The sequence below is a fragment of the uncultured Arcticibacterium sp. genome (genome assembly GCF_964021845.1).
GTDB lineage: Bacteria > Bacteroidota > Bacteroidia > Cytophagales > Spirosomataceae > Arcticibacterium.
In genome coordinates, this window is the sequence record NZ_CAXHZC010000001.1 from 1035354 (window position 1) to 1057664 (window position 22311).

A 22311-nucleotide genomic window follows, 5' to 3' on the forward strand; every position below is an offset into this window, starting at 1 on the left:
AAAATTTAACATGAAGCTTTTCAACAATTCCGCATTTCTGCGGTTGGCAGTTCTAGCTATGTCATTCAGTCTTTTCTCCTGCGGTGGAGGAAACGATCCAAACCCTAAGGGTTCAACTTTCGAAATATATTTAGATTTTTGGAATACTTCAGGTAGAACACCCGAGGTGCGTTTTGATGAACTAAATACCTCAAGGGAAATTAAGATTGATTTTAGTAAAACGTTCCAAGGAACAGCAGAAGGTAGTTCTTTTACGAAGGTTGAGATAGATAATTTTAGAATTATTGACCAGAACTCAAACAATTATAACATAGAAGATATCACCGCCTACGAATTAAGAGATGGCGTTTGGAAAAAGGACATCGAATTTACAATGGATTTTGACCAGTCTGAAGATATTTCTGTTGTCTTAGTTTTAGACCGTTCTGAATCTTTAGGTGCTGATTTTTCTACTATAAAAAGCTACGCCAATGATTTCATTGACCAAGTTTTTGACGATAGAGAAGTTGTAAAAATGGGTGTAGTTGACTTTGCAGATGATGTTAAATCACATCCTTTAACTACCCAACGTGAAGAACTTAAGTCTTACGTTAATTCATTGGTTCAAGGTAAATTTACCACGCTATATGATGCCGTAGATATTGGAATTGACATATTACAAGATTCAGATTCTCAAAGTAAAGTTCTTTTTGTATTTACCGACGGTTCAGACAACAACTCCTCTCCTAATGTAAATGTGGACTATTTACTGAACAGAATTAAGTCAGACAAAAACGATTATAAAATCACAAGTTTTGCAATTGGCCTTGACGGAGATGGTGGTGTTGACCAAAATATTCTAACGAAGTTGTCTGGAAACGGTGGTACAGCGAGTTTCCCTAAAACTATTGGTGAAGCTAAAGGTGTTTTTGAAAAATTTTCAAGAGTCATTTCCAATGTATATAGCCTAGAGTATCTTAGAAACCAACAAGTTATACCTAGGAACTCACCCGCTAAACTTAAATTTGAAATAACCACCATAAAGTAATATTTCATTTAATCATATATTTAAAGCTCTTCAGGAAACTGGAGAGCTTTTTTATTGTTTTACTTTGGAGATACATAATTAATAGACAAATGAAACTAGACATCAATTTTTATCAGGATAAATTCAGTGGAATTTTCAGCCCGAACCTTATCAAAGAGCTTCATGAACATGGAACCTATGTTGAAATGGAGGCTGGTGGATATTTAATGAAACCTGGTGGTCTTATGAGTTTCATACCCATCCTTTTAGAAGGCTCTATTAAGATTATGCGACAAGATCATGAAGGTAAAGAGGTCTTATTATACTACATTGGTGGGCTAGACAGCTGTGCTATGTCTTTAACCTGCTGCCAGCAGGGAAACACCAGTGAGATAATAGCTCAGGTTGAAGAGAATGTAAAATTGATATCAATACCTAGCTATAAAGTAGATGAATGGCTTTGCCAGCACCGCACTTGGAAAACTTTTGTTTTTAATACCTATCAAAAAAGGTTTGAAGATATGCTTGAGACTATTGACAGCATAGCTTTTCATAAGCTAGACCAGCGATTGTTAGACTTGATTAAGAAGAAAATAGAAATTACTGGAGGAAAGAGAATACTCTACGCCACACATGAAGAACTGGCCAACGAATTAGCCACCTCAAGAGAGGTAGTTTCTAGATTATTGAAACAATTAGAAAAACTAGATAGAGTGAAACTGTCAAGAAATAAACTAGAACTTTTAGCAGAAAAATAGCTCTAATCTTCAATGAACTCTAAAAGTGCATAGTCAGAGTTTAAACCAGTTACTGAAATTTTATAGGTGTATTTCCCTTTTTCTAGTTGTACTTCCCCCACGTAATCTGTAGGCTGAATGAGGTATGCTTTGCCATTTATTTTAAAAGAAACAAAAGCGTAACGATAAGCTGAATCGAACCTCTTATACTCTGATTTTCCGTTTGATTCTAAATTACCAAAATCATTCTGACCATCGCTAGTATCTACAAAAACCTCATCTAGGCCCCATGACGAACCGTTCCAAATTCTAATTTGAATGTCACCATTACCATCAGGAAATGGATCGTCCTTTTTACAGGCCATGACACTAAAAAGAATAAAAATGTACGCTATTGCTTTCATAAGTGCTTAGAAGACCCCTAAAGTACATACATGGTTGAAAGGTTTCTTGATTTTTTCCATTATTTATGACTTTGTACCCTTAAAATTATACTTGAACTATTATTTATACTTTTGGGTTAGGCATATCAAGCGTCATCAATCAAACATGATAGAAATAATAAAACAACCTTGGCCATGGTATGTGGCTGGTCCATTAATAGGTCTAACCGTACCGCTACTCCTTATATTGGGTAATAAGGCTTTTGGAATATCAAGCAGTTTAAGGCATGCTTGTGCCGCAATAATACCTAGCAAAATACCTTTCTTTCAGTACGACTGGAAAAAAGAAAAGTGGTTGTTTTTCTTTGCCGGAGGCGTAATTCTAGGAGCCTTTGTTGCCGCCAATCTTTTGTCTGATGGAACTACAGCCCAATTAAACCCTCAAACCATAGCGGATTTAGAAGCTTTAGGTGTAACACAGTTTGAGGGCATGCTTCCTGGTGATATTTTTAGTTTAAATAACATATTCACCTTGAAAGGGTTGATTTTTATAGTAGTAGGAGGTTTTTTAGTTGGATTTGGAACTCGATATGCTGGTGGTTGTACTTCAGGGCACGCTATCATGGGGATTTCAAACTTACAATGGCCTTCTTTAGTGGCAACCATTTTCTTTATGGTAGGTGGTTTTTTTACCACATGGCTTCTTTTTCCAATCATCTTTAAATTATTCTAATCATGGAAAATCAAACGAATTCGTCAGCAAACAACATTAAGTATATAATAGCCGGTCTTTTATTTGGAATTATCTTGGTCAAAAGTGAAGTCATTTCATGGTTTAGAATCCAAGAAATGTTTCGCTTGCAAAGCTTTCATATGTACGGCGTAATAGGCTCAGCCATTCTTACGGGTATCATTTCTATACAAATACTGAAACGTTTCAATATCAAAACCCTGGGAGGGCAGCCTATATCTATAATGCCTAAAACCTTTTCAAAAGGCCAAATCATTGGTGGTTTTCTTTTTGGTCTTGGATGGGCTTTAACAGGTGCTTGCCCTGGTCCTATTTATGCACAAATCGGTGCCGGATTTCTAAGTACAGCAGTTACACTTTTAGCTGCGTTGGCTGGCGTATGGGTTTATGGAAGGTTTAGGAATAAGCTACCACACTAATGAAACTAAAGGCAGAACAATTTCTTTCCCATCTTATATCAAGCATCGGACACCCTATCCTACTCGGTAGTTTAGCAGCTATCTATGTCAATTTTAGAGAGTTTGATGGCGATAAAGCATGGCGATTAACTTTGACTTTAATTATCGGTTACGTATTGCCAATCGTAGTTTTCCTAATTTATAAAATGAAAAAAGGTGATTACGAGAATTTTGATGTGTCAAATCAAAAGAAACGGAATAGCTTATATATATTTTCTATTTTTCTACTAGCTCTTTTTATGGGCTATTTGTTTTTGATAAACAGCACATGGCTTATCAAATGCGGTATTATTCCAGTTTTCTTATTAACGCTCTCTTCCTACTTTATCAATAAGAAAATCAAAGTATCCCTGCATACTTCATTCTCTTTCCTATTAGCCACCATGATGATACAGGTAGAAACCTCTGCCGCCTTTACAATGTATTTGTTTGCCATACTAATTGGCTATTCTAGGTTGCACCTCAAACGTCACAGTATTCCAGAAGTGGCATTAGGAGCTATATTGGGTGTGGGAATTGGTTTTATTTTTCATTTTGTTTATCGATTTGGTTTAGAAGAGCTGATGATAAAATAGTGTTTTCGTAGGTTCAGGGTTGTTGTTTATTGCAAATAGTACCTTATTTATTTCCGACATTTTACCTTTTTTCTAAACAAAATTAAAATTCAAAGGGCAATTGTATCTAGTATCCAAAAATAAGGGCACCGCAGTTTAATTGAATAGATAATTTTATTCTTCACACAAAATTCTTCATTCCCTCTAGACCGAAATTAAGTACTCCATTGTCTCAGATAGATGTTTGATTATAGAATTACCTCAATTCGTTAATTGCCTATGGCATAACTCACAAATTAAGTTCAGTTTTATGAACTGAATCTTAAAATCTAACCCAAGCCAAACGACTTTAGTTATATGAAAACGATAAAAGTAAGCAAACAACCCGTGAGAATTGCGGAGATTGTTTATATGAAATCCGACATTAATTATACTGAGTTTTTCCTTAGAAACGGTAACAAAATAGTTTCTTGCCATACCTTAAAAAGGTTCGAAGAGCAGCTACCATCACAGCGGTTTAAACGTATAGATAAAGGAACCCTTATAAACTCTGGCTATTTAAAACACATAGGAAGCGATTCCGTAACACTAGTTGACAATACCGTTCTAAAAATTTCAAGAAGAAGAAAGCAAATTCTCTCTCAGTTTAATTACTAGAGAAATTCTATCCATTCAGTCAAAAAAGACTTTGGGATGAATTCATAGATTCAGAAAACATGTAATACTTTTGTTTTCATGATAACGTTCCAGTCGCAAGACATCAAATTTAACCTTAAAGGAAAGCTAAAGGTAAAAGCATGGCTAAAGGAAATTGCTAAGAAAGAAGACTTCAAAATTCAAGATTTGAACTACATTTTTATGTCGGACGAAGGTCTTCATAAAATCAACTTGGAATACCTTAATCACGACACTTATACAGACATCATAACTTTTGATAATTCTGAAGAAGAAGGCATTATAGAAAGCGATATTTTCATCAGCATTGACCGAGTTAAAGAAAACGCTGAAAGTTTCAAAACTACTTTTGACAATGAACTAAGAAGAGTTCTAGCACATGGCTTGCTTCATCTTTGCGGATATAAGGACAAATCTGATGAAGATGCGAAGCTTATGCGAGAGATGGAGGAAGCCTCTCTAAGGTTATGGAACATGGACTTCACAGATTAGACACAGATTTAAAGTTTACTCAATCCGGCAAAAACCTATTATCATTCTTAATCTCGCCCATCACAAAAATGCTTTGCGTGCTTCCGATATTTTCTAGAGATGCCAGTTTATTCATGATAAAACTTTGGTATTCTCTCATGTCGTTTACCACAACTTTGATTAAGAAGTCATAATCACCAGAAATATTAAGACATTCTACTACCTCTGGTAATTCCGTTATTTGTTTGACAAACTTTGCCCCTGCCATTTGTTCATGCTCTTTCAGTCGGATATTGCAAAGCACCATAAGGTCCTTCCCTACTTTTTCTCTATCCACCACGGCTACATACCGCTTTATCACACCATCATTTTCTAAACGCTTTATACGCTCATATACAGGTGTGGGAGATAAATTTAATCTTCCAGCAAGTTCTTTAGTAGTAAGTTTTGCATCTTCTTGAAGATACTTCAGAATATCTCTATCTGTTTGGTCAAATTTCATCATATAGCAATTATTGCTCAATTTTAGATAAATCAACAAGAAAAACCTATCATTTGCAGATAATTTATCTATTCCTAAGAATAATCACCTCGTTTTTTATCTTTTCTTCTATCTTTGCAGGCAGATTTAAAATTAAGTAGGATAAACGAGTTTATTCTGGCTGAAGATTGTTCACGAAAATCGCCATTTACTTCTTTCCTACTTTTTGACAAAACCGATAGAATTTTAATAGTATGCCGAACATAAAAGAAGAAATCACCAAAAGAATTTTAATCTTAGATGGTGCTATGGGTACCATGATTCAGCGTTATAAGCTGTCTGATGAAGATTACCGAGGTGATAGATTCAAGGACTTCCCACAGGATGTAAAAGGAAACAATGACCTACTTTCTTTAACTCGTCCAGATGTTATTTTGGCTATACATAAGGAATATTTAGAGGCTGGTGCCGATATTATAGAAACCAATACTTTCAGTGCTAACTGGGTTTCTATGGAAGATTATAAAATGGAACACCTCGTAAAAGAAATAAACTACGAAAGTGCCGTTTTAGCTCGTAAAGCTTGTGATGAGTATACTGCCAAGAATCCTGATAAACCGAGGTTTGTAGGTGGTTCTATGGGCCCTACCACTAAATTGGCTTCGCTCTCTCCTGATGTGAATAACCCTGGATTTAGAGCCATCACTTTTGACCAGTTAGTTGATTGTTTTAAAGAGCAGGCGGAAGCATTGATTGACGGTGGAGCCGATGTCTTAATAATGGAGACTTCTACAGATACTTTGAACAGTAAAGCCTCTATTTATGCAGCAAAATTGGTAATTGCTGAGAAGCAAAAAACTGACCCAAGTTTTGATATTCCTATCATGATATCGGGAACTATTACTGACCAATCTGGTAGAACTTTAACGGGTCAAACAACAGAAGCTTTTTATAATTCGCTGAAGCATGGCGACTTACTATCTATAGGCTTAAACTGTGCTTTAGGTGCTAGAGCCATGAAACCGTATTTGGCAGAGATGTCACGCGTTGCTTCTTGCTTTGTGAGTGTGTATCCTAATGCAGGTTTACCTAACGAAATGGGTGCTTACGACGAATCCCCAGAGTTTATGGGAGAGCAAGTTCGTGAGTTTTTAGAAGAAGGTTATGTCAATATTTTAGGAGGATGCTGCGGAACCACGCCGGACCATATAGCGGAGTTTGCTAGAATAGCGGCAGAATATGAACCAAGAAAGAAGTCAAACCCAGAGCAATTATTAAGGTTAAGTGGACTAGAGCCAATGACTTTGACGAAAGAATTAGGCTTTGTCAATGTGGGAGAGCGAACAAACGTAACAGGTTCTAAGAAGTTCTTACGCTTGATTAAAACTGAGAAGTTTGAAGAAGCTCTTTCTGTAGCTTTAGACCAAGTAGAAGGCGGTGCCAATGTAATTGACGTCAACATGGATGAAGGTATGCTTGATGGCGTAGAAAGTATGACTACTTTCTTAAACCTAATGGCATCGGAACCAGATATCTCAAGAATTCCGGTCATGGTAGATTCCTCTAAATGGGAAATCATTGAGGCTGGATTGAAATGTATTCAAGGAAAAGGAATTGTCAATTCTATCTCCCTAAAAGGTGGAGAAGAAGAATTTGTGCGTCAAGCTACTATTTGTAAAAACTTTGGAGCAGCGGTTATTGTCATGGCGTTTGACGAAGACGGGCAGGCAGACACCACAGCACGTAGAATAGAAATAGCCAAACGCTCTTATGATGTTTTAGTAGATACTGTAGGTTTCCCACCGGAAGACATCATTTTTGACCTTAACATTTTCCCTGTAGCTACGGGTATTGAAGAACATAGAATAAACGCTATTTCGTTTTTTGAAGGGACTAAATGGGTAACAGAGAACTTACCGCATGCTCATGTGAGTGGTGGCGTAAGTAATGTCTCTTTCTCTTTCAGAGGAAATAATAAAGTAAGAGAGGCGATTCACTCTGCATTTTTATACCATGCCACCAAGGTAGGAATGGACATGGGGATTGTAAATCCTGCCATGTTGGAGGTTTATGATAATATACCAAAAGACCTTCTAGAAGCGGTAGAAGACGTCCTATTGAATAGAAAAGACGATGCCACCGAGCGTTTGCTAGATATGGCGGAGTCGCTAAAAGGCACCAACGTAGAAACAGAAAAAGCTATTCAAGAATGGCGTTCACTACCGGTTGAAAAAAGAATAGAGCACGCCTTAGTACGTGGTGTGGTAGAGTTTATTGAAGCAGATACCGAAGAGGCGAGAGTGTCGTTCCCTTCTCCTCTACAGGTGATTGAAGGTCCTTTAATGGACGGAATGAACGTGGTAGGTGATTTGTTTGGTTCTGGTAAAATGTTTTTGCCTCAGGTGGTAAAATCTGCCAGAGTAATGAAAAAAGCGGTGGCTTACCTCCTACCTTTCTTAGAAGAAGAAAAACGTAAAACAGGAAATACTGCCAAAAACAATGGTAAAATACTCATGGCCACCGTAAAAGGTGATGTGCATGACATTGGTAAAAACATTGTAGGCGTAGTACTTGCTTGTAATAATTTTGAAATCATTGACCTTGGTGTGATGGTAGCTGCCGATAAAATATTGGATGCTGCTGTAGAACATAACGTTGATATTATTGGTCTTAGTGGCTTGATTACGCCTTCGCTTGATGAAATGGTTTATGTGGCTAAGGAGATGGAAAAAAGAGGAATGAAAATTCCTTTATTGATAGGAGGTGCTACTACATCTAGAGTTCATACTGCCGTAAAAATTGACCCATATTATTCTGGCCCAGCCATTCATGTTTTAGATGCTTCTAAATCTGTTCCTGTAGCCAGTAGCTTATTGAGCAAAGGCCAAGAAGAGGAATTTAAAGCCAAATACAAGGCTGATTACGCTGTATTCAGAGAAGAATATCTTAACAGACAAACTGTTAAAACTTACATCACAATAGAGCAAGCAAGAGCCAATAAAATGGCGATTGACTGGTCAAATACAGAAATCAAAAAGCCTACTTTCTTAGGTCAAAAAGTATTTGAAAACTATAATTTAAGTGAAATAGTAGATTATATAGACTGGACCCCATTCTTTCAATCTTGGGATTTACATGGTAGGTATCCAAAGATTTTGGAAGACAAGGTAGTTGGGAATGAAGCCAAAAAACTTTTTGCAGATGCTCAAGCCATGCTGAAAAAGATTGTCTCTGAAAAGTGGCTTACCGCCAAAGGTGTCATAGGTTTTTGGCCTTCTAATACTGATGGAGCTGATGCTCAAATAGTGTACGATTTCACGGTCAATGACGAAGGACATTCTAGTTCTTGTTCTTCTTTAACGCATGACCATAAAGTATATATCCCAAATACAGAAAAGGAAATAGCAACTTTCCATCACTTACGTCAGCAAGGAAAAAAAGGAAAGAATCTCCCTAATTTATCTTTAGCGGATTTCGTGGCTCCAAAAGAAAGTGGTAAGCAAGATTACTTCGGTGGTTTTGCTGTTGGAATTTTCGGAGCTGATGAAAAGGCAAAGGAATTTGATGCCGACCATGACGATTATAACAGCATCATGGTAAAAGCCTTAGCTGATAGATTTGCAGAAGCATTCACAGAACTACTGCACGAGAAAGTAAGGAAACAATACTGGGGTTATGCTGCAGAAGAAACACTAGGAAGCGAAGAGCTTATCAAAGAAAAATACGCCGGTATTAGACCTGCCCCTGGCTACCCAGCTTGCCCTGATCATACCTTAAAAAGGCCGTTATTTCAGCTTTTAGATGTAGAAAACAGCATTGGCCTTACTTTAACGGATAGCTTAGCCATGTGGCCAGCATCTGCCGTAAGTGGTATGTATTACAGTCATCCAGATAGCAAATACTTCGGTCTAGGTAAAATAACAAAAGACCAGATAGAAGACTATGTGGCTAAGAAAGGAGTTACTATTGAAGATGCAGAGAAGTGGTTATCGCCGGCTTTGAATTATTGACATCCTTCAGCTATTTTAGAGCTAAAAACAGCTCCTGGTAAAGTTTGAAACCCTGTATTCATTTGGATTGATTTTTTGGCAAAAAGCTCTTGATTTTGAACATTTTGAGTCGTTTCTATTTTTTCAATACCTGATACTTTAGTCTCAACGGAATTGCCTGAGAGGGAGACAAGCGTTGGGATATTAACATTGAGCACTGTAAAGTTTGAACCAGCGGCATTGCCTAATGTTAAGCTTACGTTTTTACTACCTGAGTTAGCATATTGATGAGTTGGGTCAACATCTGTAGAAATGCTTCCATCTCCAAAATCCCAATAGACTGTTTCGTAATTCTCTATTGAAGTGGTAGTAAAGTTTACTTTTAGTTTACATTCCTCGTCTATTACTGAAGTAAAACTAGGCACCGGTGCTTGCAAGGCCTGAAATGACACTTTATGAATATGGCCAGTTTCCTCTAAAACATACATTTCGGTTCCGACTAAAACGGCATCAACAACTCGGTCAAAATCCTTTACAAGCCTAATTACCTGAACAATATACTTACCTGTGTTTTGGTCAGTCAAAAACTTTATTTGGCACAAATCGGCACCAGGGTCTACACTATTCAAATATCCAGAAGGTCCGTTTCCTTCGGTATATGCCAACACAAAACCAGAAGCATTATACGGATAAGCCAAAACGCTATCCACATCTATATTGAAACCTAAAGGCGACCTATGCGATGTAAAAGTGGTGATTGTATCTTTTTGTTCAAAAACTCCAGATACAGGATTCCTTACCCAATTGGCATCAGGTCCAATACTTGGGATAGGTTCTTCAAATGCAATGTTGGGTGCAACAGGAAAAGTTGAGTCATTATGAAAGACTTCAGGGAAGCCCAAATTACTTGGCAAAAGTTTGTCAGTTGACGGGTCATAAGGCGTGAACTGCTGAGGTGTAATATTTCCACCCATTCGCCATGGAAAGCCATAATGCTTACCTCTTTTAAGTAAATTAAGTTCCTCTGGGTCATCACGGTCTCCCATATTTTCTACGCCAAAGAGTTCACCTTTTGCATTCAGAGCCATATCAAATTCATTCCTAACACCTTCACAGTATATATATCCGGAATTTTGCAACCAGGTTTCGTCATTCAGAAGGTAAATGTTGTTTGCAGTTATCGGAATTGCAAAAATTTTAGTTGTTAAAGGTTCGTCCCTCAAGTTTGGATACATCCCCCCAACATCTTTTACTTCGCCATGGTCAGTTCTAGAACCACTAGCTATATAAAGAGAATCCTTGGCCGCATTTAAAGTAATAGCACTAAAAGCATGGTCAAAAAGCGTGGTAGAAGAAGCATAATACTCTGTACCTAACATGTAGGTGAAGGCCTTATTATTTCCGTTGCTGTCAAAAGAAACCTTTATTACTCTTCCCCTGCCTCTTTTATTGGCATCGTCAGCTTCATTACCAACAATATATAATGCAGAATTATAAAACATGAGTCCTTGCATCCTATTTATCAAGTGCTGACTAGAAGGTATAAATAATTCTCTGTATTGGGGTACACCATTTATAACACGAATTCTATAAATATCACCTCCGAACGTATTCGTATAAAAAACTTGATTGACAGAATCATAAACAATTCTTACAGAATTATTTTCAACATAACTATAGTTTGCCTGAACAGAAACATCTGATTTCAAGGAAACTGGATTACCCGCACTTATTGAATTAGCATGACCATATTTTGAAATAGGAGGAGAAACTGTATCTTTTTCAGCTGACAAGAACCCTAAAAAGACTAAAATATAAGTGAGCATATCAATTGTGTAAATTATGTCTTGTAAACATAAACAATTTTATCCTCTAGTATTTCTTTAATTATTATACGGTAAGAAAAACTGGCTGATGAATTTATTTTGAAGCCCGTCAGGCTTTCAAATTCTTTATTTTTGTTTTATTCCTATTCACTTTCAGGCCCATGCAAGCTTCCATAAAACATCGAAAAAATATCCGAAGTTAACCAACCCGGAAGGGGTTTAATGTGAATAGAAAATATATCGAAGGTACAGAAACCGCAACCCCGAAAGGGTTGAATTTTATCCTTGGTAAATATTATTGAAGCCCTTCAGGCTTCCTAATTCTCTGATTACTTTTCCTTCTATTCAAATTCAAGCCCATGCGGGCTTGCATAAAACATCGAAAAAATATTCGAAGTAAACGAACCCCAAAGGGGTTTAATATGAATAAAAAAAAATAGCTAGATGCACAACCCCTAAGGGGTTGAATAAAACTACTTCAAATACTTCTCATCATATTCTATCTGAAATTCTTCCAAAAGAGAAATTAACTCCTCTTTAAAATCCACTTTCTTATGATGCTCTTCTTGATTCTTGATGTATTCTATCAAATCATTTTTGGCGTCTAAAGAATAGGTGAAAGCTGCATAACCTTCTTGCCAAGCTGTGAAAGGAAACAACTCCTGCTCCTTTATCATTTTTGAAGATGCTAGCTTTATGTCTTTTACTAATGAAGAAAGAGAAACTGAGGGATGTAGTGAGAAAGCAATATGAATATGGTCTTCTACGCCATTAATTCTGTATAGATGGCAATTCTTTTCTTTTAGAATTCCCCAAATGTATTTAAATAGAACTGGTCTGTTTTGCACCAATAGACTTCTTTCTCTATTTCTGGTAGAAAAAACTACTTGATATAATATTTGTGTGAATGTGCTCATATCAAACCTCTAAAAGACGCTTAATCTTATCTCTTAAAACTTCATTAATTTTGACATAAGACTCTGTGCTCCATCCGGCTACGTGAGGCGTCAGAATTACATTATTTTGATTCGCCAGATAATCGAAGCTTGCCTTCTGTTCCTCAGTGAGAGTTTTCAGCTTTTCGTTTTCTAGCACATCTAAACATGCTCCTTTTACTTTTCCGTCCTGCATGGCGGCTACTAGGTCTTTTAAAACAGCTATTTCACCTCTGGCTATATTGCAAAATATGATAGGCTTCTCAAATTTATCAAAGAATCCTTTATCCACCCATTTGTCAGATTCTTTGGTTAATGGAATGTGCAAACTCACAATGTCTGCCTTCTCATATATTTCAGGCATATCGCACTCTGTAATCACATGTGTGCCGAAACCATATTTATAGCGATCGTACGCTAAAATTTTGCAGCCAAAAGCAGCTAACCTTTCAGCGGTAGCTTGCCCATTATTTCCGTAGCCAATAATACCCACCGTTTTTCCAAAAAGCTCTTCCCCCCTATTTGCTTCCCTGTTCCACTGTCCTTCTTTAACCTCTCTACTTCCCGTATTGATTTTGTGCAATAAAGAGAGCAACATTCCTATCAAATGCTCCGCTACAGCTACTTTATTGGCTTCATTGGCTCCAAAAACCGTGACTCCAGCCTTTTTACAAGCGGTTAAATCTATTAAATCTAAACCTGCCCCTGCCCTACCAATAAACTTCAAATTTGATGCATGCGATAAAAACGCCTCATTTATAGCAAACTTACTTCTGATAATTAGGCCATCATAAACCCCTACACGCTCCAATACCTCTTCAAAAGCAATATTCGGGTAATAATCTACGTCTAAACCTAAGGCCTTTGGCATTTCCACTATGGAAGGATGCATCTCATCTACTATTAAAATTCTCATTTCTTTGGAATAGCCCTTTGGCTAATTTGCTGATGTATCCGTCTAGATTTTCTTCCTAAACGTCACTTTTTATCTTAACTTTGGCAATTTAGACATAACCGCAAAATTTTGCCCTATGGAAGGCGACAACATTCCCAGAATTGGAATTAGTATTGGAGATATTAACGGCATTGGCCCAGAAGTTATCATAAAGGCTTTGTCAAGCAGCTCTATAAATAAAATCTGTACGCCAGTTATTTATGGCTCAGGAAAACATTTAAGCAAGTACAAAAGCTTACTTGGCTATAATGATTGGCTTTTCTCTACCGTTCAAAACACCCGACAGCTTAATAAGAAACAAATTAACCTTGTGAACTGTTACAACGGACCTCACTTTGAACTGGCTCTGGGAACGGTTCAAAAGGAAGCGGGCCAATTAGCTTTTCAAGCTTTAGATAGAGCTACTCAAGATTTAAAAAGTGGTTATATAGAGGCTTTAGTTACTGCTCCAATTTCAAAGGATAATACGCAAGGAGAAGGTTTCAAATTTCCAGGACATACGGAGTACTTAGCTAATGAATTTCAGGCAGAAGATGTTTTGATGTTTTTAGTAAGTGAGGAGTTACGCTTAGGTGTTGTTACTGGTCACATTCCTATTGAGCAAGTCAAAAAGAACATCAATAAAAAGCAAATCAAGACTAAACTGGATTTGATGCTCAATAGCTTAAAAGTTGATTTCAAAATTCAAAAACCCAAAATTGCTGTACTAGGACTTAATCCACATGCTGGCGAAAATGGTTTGCTTGGAAAAGAGGAAGTTGAGATAATTGAGCCCTTAATAAATGAGTACCGTAAAAAAGGAACTTTGGTTTTTGGACCGTTCCCTAGTGATGGTTTCTTTGCTACACAACAATGGAAACAATATGATGCCGTATTAGCAATGTATCATGACCAAGGTTTAACACCTTTCAAAATGCTTGCTTTCGACTCTGGAGTTAATTTTACCGCAGGTTTATCTGCTGTTAGAACATCTCCTGACCACGGAACAGCTTTTGACCTAGCAGGAAAAGGAGAAGCAGATTCAGGTTCAATGCTACAAGCTATATTCTCGGCAGTAGAGATATATAAAAATAGAGCAGAGCATAAAGATTTAACGGAGAATGCTATTTCACCGATAAAAATTCAGCGAATTATAAAATCTAATAAAGAGAAAAAGTAAATTCTCCTTCGTTAAGATTAATGTCTTGAATTGGATTTCTAAGCTTACTCACATCTACATTAGCTATTTGATTGTAAACAGATGTAGTTTGAAGAAACCTATGTCCTAAAATGTATTGCAACAAGTGAATATCCATTCCAGCCTCTAAAGCGTGTACAGCATAGCTGTGTCTCAATGTATGCACGGTAGCATTTTTATCTATTCCAGATTTCTTTAAAGCAGCTTGAAAAAACAGTTGCACATTTCTAGAGCTATATGGTTTTCCCTTTTCACCAGGAAAAAGGACGCTCTCGGGTTTACTTTTCACAAAGTACCTTTTAAGATAATCTATAATATTGGGAGCTAAGGACAGCACACGGCTACTATCCTCATTTTTATCTACCACCCTAATGGTGCATTTCTCCATATCTATATCGTCCACCATTAAATTAATGGCTTCACTTATTCTTAGGCCAGAATTGTAAATAAGAAGTAAAAGGGATTTGTGCTTGATATTAGTAACCGTATAAAGTATCTTCTTAACCTCTTTTCTAGTTAAAATTTCTGGTAACTTTTGGTCTTTAGATTCTCCTGTAGACTTTATACCTAGCTTTCTTCCGAAAATGACGTCATAAAAAAGCTTTAATGCTTTTCCTGCTTGGATGGTTTCTGCCTTATCTTTTTTCTCCCCTAAATCTTTTAAATAATCACCTATAAATTCGTCTGTAATTTTGCTTTGCGGCAGGTCTCTCACCTCGTTGTAAAAAACGAAGATGGCTTTTCTATAAGCTGCCACAGTCATACTATTATATTTACCGGATTTCATGTGCTCGGTAAATCGCTCTATCAGGTGGGTCATTTCAGTTTTATCTCGCTATAATTCTAAAACAAAGATAATAGAAGGTTTGACCTTATTAAAATATATGGATTGATAATTTAATGCGAATGTTTACATTTTACCACTCAATCAAGCTTTTGTCTTAGAAATGCCCTTGGCTACGTGCCATCCGCCTGTCCAAGCTGCTTGAAAATTGAACCCGCCCGTAACAGCATCAATATTTAAAACCTCTCCTGCCATAAATAATGTAGGGTGTTTTATTACTTCAAATGTATCTGGATTTATTTCAGAAAGGTCTACTCCACCTGCAGTAACAAACTCCTCTTTAAAAGTACTTTTCCCAGTTACATCAAACACCATTTTCTTTAGATTATCTTGAAACAGACGAAAATGCTTTTTCCCCGTTTCACTCCAATTTTGGTGTTCCGTTACATTACTCTTATTACATAAAAATTCCCAAAAGCGTTTTGACAAATCAAAAAGCGGCGTATTCAATACCTTCTTTTTAGGATTTTCTATTTGGTAGTTTTTCAAGGTTTCTAAAACCATTTTATCAGATAGCTCTGGCAAGAAATCCATCTTCAATTTAAAAACATAATTCTTCTTTTCTAACTCCCTTGCAGCAAAAGCCGATAACTTCAATATAGACGGACCTGACATTCCCCAGTGGGTAATTAAAGCAGGGCCCGTAGTTTCAATATCCGGAATACTCGCTTTGCTATTCAGAAAGCTGTTGCCTGCCAAAGCTCTTAATTCTTCGTCTTCTATTTTAAATGTAAATAAAGAAGGTACTGGAGCTACCACTTCTAAATCTAGTTTCTTTAAACTTTCCCAAATAGTTCTATCGCTACCCGTGGCTAGCATCAAATTTTTAGTTCTTAAGCTTCTTCCTTTTTGAAGGTCTATCTTCCAACCGCTTTCGCCCTTTTCAAAATTAGTAACACGGGCTAGGCAGCGTAATTCTATTCCTAATCGCTTTATTTCGTCATGAAACAAATCTAGAATGGTTTGAGAAGTATTTGATGCTGGAAACATCCTGCCATCTGCTTCTTTCTTTATTCCTACTCCCCTATTATTAAACCAAGCTATGGTTTCGTTCGGTCCAAATCTCTCAAATGGTTTTAAGAGAAACTCTTTGCCTCGAGGATAGTTTTTGACAAGTTCTGAAGCTTGAAAGCAATCATGGGTCACATTACATCTGCCACCGCCAGATACTTTGACCTTTTGTAGTGCTTCTTTGTTTTTTTCAATGATTAAAACGCGAAGGTCAGGATTATTAGAAACCGTATTTATAGCAGCAAAAAAGCCAGCGGCTCCGCCACCAACCACCACTAGGTCATAATCTAAATCGGAGATAGGTACTTCTTTGATAAGGCGTTTCTTTGATTGCGTAGCAAAATTATCAAATTTTCAATGCCTTTTACTTCTTGTCCATATTCAAATGTAACCTTATGTACACCCGAGCTATCAGTTATTTCAATCCATTCCGCACCGCCGTCTGCACAGTCTGGACAGCCATAAACCTCATTAAGGTTTCTAAAAGTCTTTGTATTTAATTCAGAGAGTATTTCTTGCCAACTTGTTTCTTCTAATGTGCCTTTAAATATTTTCTTCTCATGAGCATTATCCACGTAATAAGGCTGCGAAACAAACGAGACGCTATCGTTTTGAGCATTAAGCTCAAAATACTGCGTACACTCGCCTTGACATTCCCCAAAACTTTGCCCGCTAATAATTACCAAATCAGATTCAAGTTTTGGAGAAACTGAGTCACAAGAACTTAAGTAGAATGTGGAAAATAATGTAATAATGAGGGTGACTTTCTTCATGATAATTGACACTTTTGCTGTTACAATATCAAATAACATTTCTTACAAAAAGGTTGTACAACCTCTCAAAGAAATTTAGAACTATGCTTAACAATTCTCAGACTACGTATATAACGCAAACGCTCAGCGTTTCTTCTAATTCGGTTAACCAAACTATTCAGCTCTTGGCTGAAGGTGCTACTGTGCCTTTCATAGCTAGATACCGTAAAGAGAAAACCGGAGGACTAGATGAAGTTCAAATTGCGGATATTAAAAAGCAGTTTGAAAAGTTTCAGGAAGCTGATAAACGTAGGCTAGCCATTATTTCTTCTATTGAAGAGCAAGGCAAAATGACACCTAATTTATTAGCGAAGCTAAACAAAGCACTACACCTTAAAGAGCTGGAAGACCTCTACTTGCCATATAAACAGAAACGTAAAACCAAGGGTGTAATTGCTATTGAAAAAGGTCTTGAGCCTTTAGCAAAACGTATTTTTGCACAAAGAGAGAGTAGCCTTGATCAGCTTACTGCTCAATTCTTAAACAACGATGTCAAATCAAAAGAAGAAGCTCTTCAAGGAGCTAGAGACATCATGGCGGAGTGGATTAATGAAAACTTAGAATCTAGAAATAGGCTTAGAACCATTTTTGAAAGAGAGGCCATTATATCTGCAAAAATCAAAAAAGGAAAAGAGACCGAAGGAATTAAATATAAAGATTATTTCGATTTTTCTCAAAGTTTAAGAAATGTGCCATCTCATAGGTTATTGGCTTTAAGAAGAGGCGAAAAAGAAGGTTTCCTTAAAGTTAGTATAGATATTGACACCGATAAAGCACTCAATATTTTAGACAGACAGTATGTGCAAGGCATGCCTGCCTGCAAAGAACAGGTAGAACTAGCGATAGAAGATGCTTTCAAAAGACTTCTGAACCCATCAATTGAAAATGAGTTTAATGGCTTAAGCAAGGAAAAAGCAGACGAAGCTGCCATTCAGATATTTGCGACTAATCTAAGGCAGTTGCTATTATCGGCTCCTTTGGGTCAAAAACGCGTTTTGGCTTTAGACCCAGGTTTTAGAACTGGCTGTAAAACGGTGGTGCTTAATGAGCTGGGCGATTTGCTTTATGATACCGTGGTGTACCCTACTTTTAAGAAAAACGAGGCGGAAATCACAATCAAAAAACTAGTTGCAGATTATAAAATTGATGCCATAGCGATAGGAAACGGAACTGCTAGTAGAGAAACCGAAGACTTTGTAAAATCAATAAATACGGGCGTAAAAGGTATTTATGTAGTCTCTGAACAGGGAGCATCTATATATTCGGCCTCTGCTGTAGCTAGAGAAGAGTTTCCTAATAAAGATGTAACGGTGAGAGGTGCGGTTTCTATTGGCCGAAGGCTGAAAGACCCCTTAGCAGAGCTTGTAAAAATTGACCCAAAATCTATTGGCGTTGGTCAGTATCAACATGATGTCAATCCGAAATTCTTGAAGGAGAGTTTGGATAGCACAGTAGAGAGCTGTGTAAACTCAGTAGGTGTTGAACTAAATACGGCTTCAAAGCATTTATTGGCCTATGTTTCTGGCCTAGGACCTAGTTTAGCACAAAATGTGGTTGATTATAGAATGAAGAACGGGAAATTCACTTCTCGAAAGCAACTTTTAAAAGTGCCTCGATTAGGTGGAAAAGCTTATGAACAAGCCGCAGGTTTTTTAAGAATTCATGGAGCAAAAGACCCTTTGGATAATTCTGCCGTGCATCCAGAAAGATATGACCTAGTCAAAAAGATATCAAAAGATAAAGGTGTTACCATCAATACTTTGATAGAAGACGAGGCTATTAGGAAATCAATTAACCTAAAGGAATATGTTTCTGCTGAGGTAGGGCTTCCTACTTTGACCGATATTATGGCAGAATTAGCTAAACCAGGAAGAGACCCAAGAGAGCAATTAGAAGCTTTTGAGTTTGGCAATGTTCATACCATTGATGATTTAAAAGAAGGCATGGTGTTACCTGGTATTGTGACTAATATAACTGCATTTGGCTGCTTTGTGGATGTCGGTGTTCATCAAGATGGATTGGTTCATGTATCACAACTCGCCAATAAATTTGTCAAAGACCCCAACGAAGTTGTTAGCGTTCACCAGAAGGTTCAGGTTAAAGTTATGGAGGTAGATGCGTCCCGTAAACGTATAGCCTTGAGCATTAAGGAGGTTTAGTTGTACTTCAAATCCTCCGAATAGGCTGCTTCATCGATTAATTATATCTTAAGTAATATTTATTCCTACTTTCGTCCCACTATTCAACCCTGTTTTTAATGAATCTGAATCATAAATGCCTCTTGGTATTACTTGCTGGCCTATTTACGGCATGTAATTCCACAGAAACGACTGAAGAAAAGCTGGAAATTGCCGAAAAAGAATGGACTGTTCTTTTTGATGGTAGCAATACCAATGCTCTTAGAGGTTATGATTTAGATATTTTTCCCGAAGGCGTTTGGACCATTGAAAACGGAGCATTGATAGCAAACCCAGACACTGCCAATAGAGATTTAGTTTCCAAAAGCCGTTATGAGAATTTTGAATTAGAATACCAATGGGCGGTAGATACTGCTGCCAACAGTGGCGTATTCTTCCATGTGCAAGAAATAGCAGCCATGGAAGCTGGAAATGGAAACAGCCCAAACTGGCTTAATAACTTTGAAATTCAGATTCTAGACGATTTACATTTTAATGATACCGCGGCTATTCGTTCTGCGGGTTCTTTATATGATGTCATAAAACCTGTTAAAAAAACTTTAAAGCCGATTGGCGAGTACAATCAAGCAAAACTAACCCATAAAAATGGTCATGTGGAGCATTGGTTAAACGGAGAAAAAGTGCTCGATTTTCAAATAGGAAGTCCAGAACTTAATGCTGAATTAGCAAAAGGCAAATTCAAAGAAAACCCTGATTATCATTCCGACAAAGAAGGGCATTTGATGTTTCAACATCATGGACAAAGGGTTTACTTTAAGAATATTAGGGTTAGGGAGATTTAAGTTCTTAATCTGGCCTATAAGCATGAATGCACCTGCTAAAATAGCAGGTGCATTTCTTTTATATAAACTTTCTCAGAAGCTCATAAACTGATTTAGTGTTATTAATTCTGAATCTGGCTACGGTCTTTTTATTACCTACTTTAATGGTGGTGCTGGTATCTGGTAAGTCTTGGAACATAAATTCATCGGTCCAGTCGTCACCCATAGATATTATGTAGTCAGGCTCAATATTGGCCAAAAACTTGGTCGCTGCTTTTCCTTTATTTACTCCACTTACTTTCACCTCCATCACTTTATCTCCTTCCATTATTTCAAGGCTGTGGTTTCCTATTAATGGCTGAATAGTATTCTTCAATTCATTGGCTCTGGCTTCGCCTAAAACGGGGTCTACCCTTCTGTAATGCCACGCTATGGAGTAATTTTTTATCTCAATCTGCGAACCTGGCGTTCTATCTGTAAAACGTTCAAGAATAGGAAAAATAACGGAGAACCATCTGTTATTCACCTGCTCTAATTGAATCCATTCTGAACCTACCCCATTCTTTTGCCAAAGGCCATGTTCTGTAATAAGCGTGTAAGGCTTACTGCCAAACCAGCCATCAAAAGTTTCTCTATCTCTTCCTGTTATGAGGACCAAATTATTTTTTGGATTAGCTTGAAGCTGGTCTAATATTTCATAAAGCTCCTTAGTTGGGTAAGCGTCCTCTGGTCTGTTTTTAAATGCAGCTAGCGTACCATCATAATCAAGAAATAACAGCCTAGACTCGGCATTTCGGAACTCATTAACTATACTTTCTTCTACATTGCCTTTCACAGGCATTGCTGCAGTTTCAGGTTTGACAGAAAGAACGTCTTCTAGGCTTACCAAGAACTCATTAGCCCAACGTTCCACATTGTATCGCTGTACACGATCTTTCATGATAATATTGCCCTTTATCTGGTCCTTTTCTGGCATTTCCAAGGCCGTTTTGATAGCATCTGCAATTTGGTCAAGATTATTTGGATTAATAATCAGAGCTTCGTTAAGCTCTTTGGCAGCTCCTGCCATTTCACTTAAAATAAGCACACCAGTATTATCTACTCTGCTGGCTATGTATTCTTTAGCCACCAAGTTCATTCCATCTCTTACCGGCGTAAGCAACGCAATTTTGCAACTACAGTACAAATCAATAAGGTTTTCAAAAGGCATAGACCTATAAAAATACCAAATCGGAGTCCAATTCACCTCTGAAAATTTACCATTCACCCGGCCCACCAATTGGTCAATCTCGTTTTTCAAATCCTGATATTGCGGTACGTTTGACCTGCTAGGTACCGCTAGCATAACCAATCTCACTTTGCCCAGATACTCAGGAAATTTCTCTAAAAAATGCTCAAAAGCCAATATTCTTTGAGCTATCCCCTTGGTATAATCAAGCCTATCAATACTCAGAATAAACTGCGTATCTCCCTTAATTAATTTATGTTTATCAATGCTTTCCTGAACTTCTGATTTAGTTTTTGACTTTGAATGCTCAATGGCCGCATTATGAAACTTAGTAAAGTCAATCCCCATAGGGAATGAGTCTACTTTTACATTTCTCGTATCATATAATATATTATTAAAATCAAGGTCACAAATAAGCAGTCGCTGTACTGAACTCAGAAAATGCCTCTCATAATCATAAGTATGGAATCCGATTAAATCAGATCCCATCATTCCTTGTAGTATTTCTTCACGCCATGGTAAAGTTCTAAACACCTCGTATGAAGGAAAAGGTATGTGCAAAAAGAAGCCAATTTTGACATTTGGTTTCTTCTCTTTTATCATTTGAGGTACCAAAAGTAATTGGTAGTCATGCACCCAAACGCGGTCTTCGTCCTCAATATTTTCAATAACTAAATCAGCGAATTTCTGATTAACTCTTTTGTAGGTTTCCCAATCCTCATTATTAAATTCGGAATATTCCGTGAAATAATGGAACAATGGCCATAGAGTACGGTTGCTAAAACCGTAATAGAAACCATCTACCTCTTTTTCTGACAAAGAAACCGATCTGCACTTTTGATTATGCAGGGCTTTTTCTACTTTAGGAGCTAAAGAAGGGTTAGTCTCTTCTACTGTGAGTCCGCTCCATCCAATCCAGATTCCGTTTCCTTCGGCATGAACAGATTTCAGACCAGTGGCAAGCCCCCCAACACTTGGAGTTGCTTCTACCTCGTTTTGATTAATGTTTAAAGAAAGTGGGAGTCTGTTTGAGACAATGATGGTTTTACTCATGGGAAC

General features: G+C 37.3%; 20 protein-coding genes. 11 read left to right on the forward strand and 9 right to left on the reverse strand.

Annotated elements, in window-relative coordinates:
* Positions 1-10: 10 nt before the first annotated feature.
* Both AADJ06_RS04330 and AADJ06_RS04335 read left to right on the forward strand, forming a co-directional pair.
* On the forward strand, positions 11-1027 hold the full coding sequence (locus AADJ06_RS04330; RefSeq protein ID WP_341225174.1) for a vWA domain-containing protein: 1017 nt from the start codon (positions 11-13) through the stop codon (positions 1025-1027).
* Positions 1028-1116: 89 nt separating this feature from the next.
* The gene (locus tag AADJ06_RS04335) at positions 1117-1764 is read left to right on the forward strand and encodes a Crp/Fnr family transcriptional regulator (protein WP_341225175.1); all 648 of its coding nucleotides are present in this window, start codon (positions 1117-1119) and stop codon (positions 1762-1764) included.
* Between the two features lie 2 nt (positions 1765-1766).
* Here the strand turns inward: AADJ06_RS04335 and AADJ06_RS04340 are convergent, their stop codons facing one another.
* Positions 1767-2147 carry a hypothetical protein gene (locus AADJ06_RS04340; protein WP_341225176.1) on the reverse strand — a complete coding sequence of 127 codons (381 nt, stop codon included), beginning with the start codon at positions 2145-2147 and terminating at the stop codon, positions 1767-1769.
* 145 nt (positions 2148-2292) lie between these two features.
* On the opposite strand from AADJ06_RS04340, the gene AADJ06_RS04345 reads away from it, so the two are divergent.
* The 5 genes from AADJ06_RS04345 to ybeY all read left to right on the forward strand — a co-directional run bounded on the left by AADJ06_RS04345 (position 2293) and on the right by ybeY (position 5056).
* On the forward strand, positions 2293-2859 hold the full coding sequence (locus AADJ06_RS04345; RefSeq protein ID WP_341225177.1) for a YeeE/YedE thiosulfate transporter family protein: 567 nt from the start codon (positions 2293-2295) through the stop codon (positions 2857-2859).
* 2 nt (positions 2860-2861) lie between these two features.
* Entirely contained in the window at positions 2862-3296 is a 435-nt protein-coding gene (locus tag AADJ06_RS04350) for a DUF6691 family protein (RefSeq protein WP_341225178.1), read from the forward strand.
* Positions 3296-3910: a phosphatase PAP2 family protein gene (locus AADJ06_RS04355; RefSeq protein ID WP_341225179.1), complete on the forward strand. Its 615-nt coding sequence runs from the start codon at positions 3296-3298 to the stop codon at positions 3908-3910. The genes AADJ06_RS04350 and AADJ06_RS04355 overlap by 1 nt, the downstream gene beginning before the upstream one ends.
* 336 nt (positions 3911-4246) lie before the next feature.
* Positions 4247-4546 (forward strand): LytTR family DNA-binding domain-containing protein, encoded by a 300-nt coding sequence (locus AADJ06_RS04360; RefSeq protein ID WP_341225180.1) that lies wholly within the window; start codon positions 4247-4249, stop codon positions 4544-4546.
* Between the two features lie 78 nt (positions 4547-4624).
* Positions 4625-5056, forward strand: a complete 432-nt coding sequence (gene ybeY, locus AADJ06_RS04365) for an rRNA maturation RNase YbeY (protein ID WP_341225181.1) — start codon at positions 4625-4627, stop codon at positions 5054-5056.
* 19 nt (positions 5057-5075) lie between these two features.
* Here ybeY and AADJ06_RS04370 read toward each other — a convergent pair whose 3' ends face one another.
* Positions 5076-5540, reverse strand: a complete 465-nt coding sequence (locus tag AADJ06_RS04370; protein WP_341225182.1) for an Lrp/AsnC family transcriptional regulator — start codon at positions 5538-5540, stop codon at positions 5076-5078.
* 230 nt (positions 5541-5770) lie between these two features.
* On the opposite strand from AADJ06_RS04370, the gene metH reads away from it, so the two are divergent.
* On the forward strand, positions 5771-9526 hold the full coding sequence (gene metH, locus AADJ06_RS04375) for a methionine synthase (RefSeq protein WP_341225183.1): 3756 nt from the start codon (positions 5771-5773) through the stop codon (positions 9524-9526).
* Here metH and AADJ06_RS04380 read toward each other — a convergent pair.
* The 3 genes from AADJ06_RS04380 to AADJ06_RS04390 form a co-directional block, all read right to left on the reverse strand.
* Entirely contained in the window at positions 9520-11331 is a 1812-nt protein-coding gene (locus tag AADJ06_RS04380) for a PKD domain-containing protein (RefSeq protein ID WP_341225184.1), read from the reverse strand. The genes metH and AADJ06_RS04380 overlap by 7 nt on opposite strands.
* Positions 11332-11804: 473 nt before the next feature.
* Entirely contained in the window at positions 11805-12248 is a 444-nt protein-coding gene (tnpA, locus tag AADJ06_RS04385) for an IS200/IS605 family transposase (RefSeq protein WP_341225185.1), read from the reverse strand.
* A 1-nt stretch (position 12249) separates the two neighbouring features.
* The gene (locus tag AADJ06_RS04390) at positions 12250-13182 is read right to left on the reverse strand and encodes an NAD(P)-dependent oxidoreductase (RefSeq protein WP_341225186.1); all 933 of its coding nucleotides are present in this window, start codon (positions 13180-13182) and stop codon (positions 12250-12252) included.
* Between the two features lie 115 nt (positions 13183-13297).
* Between AADJ06_RS04390 and pdxA the strand changes: the two genes are divergently transcribed.
* Entirely contained in the window at positions 13298-14380 is a 1083-nt protein-coding gene (gene pdxA, locus AADJ06_RS04395; RefSeq protein ID WP_341225187.1) for a 4-hydroxythreonine-4-phosphate dehydrogenase PdxA, read from the forward strand.
* On the opposite strand, the gene AADJ06_RS04400 is transcribed toward pdxA, so the two are convergent.
* The 3 genes from AADJ06_RS04400 to AADJ06_RS04410 form a co-directional block, all read right to left on the reverse strand.
* Positions 14361-15218, reverse strand: coding sequence for a tyrosine-type recombinase/integrase (locus tag AADJ06_RS04400; protein WP_341225188.1), 858 nt, complete (start codon positions 15216-15218; stop codon positions 14361-14363). The two genes, pdxA and AADJ06_RS04400, sit on opposite strands and share 20 nt — an antisense overlap.
* A 108-nt stretch (positions 15219-15326) precedes the next feature.
* Positions 15327-16529, reverse strand: a complete 1203-nt coding sequence (locus AADJ06_RS04405) for an NAD(P)/FAD-dependent oxidoreductase (protein WP_341225189.1) — start codon at positions 16527-16529, stop codon at positions 15327-15329.
* 11 nt (positions 16530-16540) lie between these two features.
* Positions 16541-17026: a hypothetical protein gene (locus AADJ06_RS04410; protein ID WP_341225190.1), complete on the reverse strand. Its 486-nt coding sequence runs from the start codon at positions 17024-17026 to the stop codon at positions 16541-16543.
* 83 nt (positions 17027-17109) lie between these two features.
* Between AADJ06_RS04410 and AADJ06_RS04415 the strand changes: the two genes are divergently transcribed.
* Entirely contained in the window at positions 17110-19224 is a 2115-nt protein-coding gene (locus tag AADJ06_RS04415) for a Tex family protein (protein ID WP_341225191.1), read from the forward strand.
* 98 nt (positions 19225-19322) lie between these two features.
* Positions 19323-20045 carry a DUF1080 domain-containing protein gene (locus AADJ06_RS04420; protein ID WP_341225192.1) on the forward strand — a complete coding sequence of 241 codons (723 nt, stop codon included), beginning with the start codon at positions 19323-19325 and terminating at the stop codon, positions 20043-20045.
* Between the two features lie 58 nt (positions 20046-20103).
* Here AADJ06_RS04420 and AADJ06_RS04425 read toward each other — a convergent pair whose 3' ends face one another.
* On the reverse strand, positions 20104-22305 hold the full coding sequence (locus tag AADJ06_RS04425) for a bifunctional alpha,alpha-trehalose-phosphate synthase (UDP-forming)/trehalose-phosphatase (RefSeq protein WP_341225193.1): 2202 nt from the start codon (positions 22303-22305) through the stop codon (positions 20104-20106).
* Positions 22306-22311: the final 6 nt, after the last annotated feature.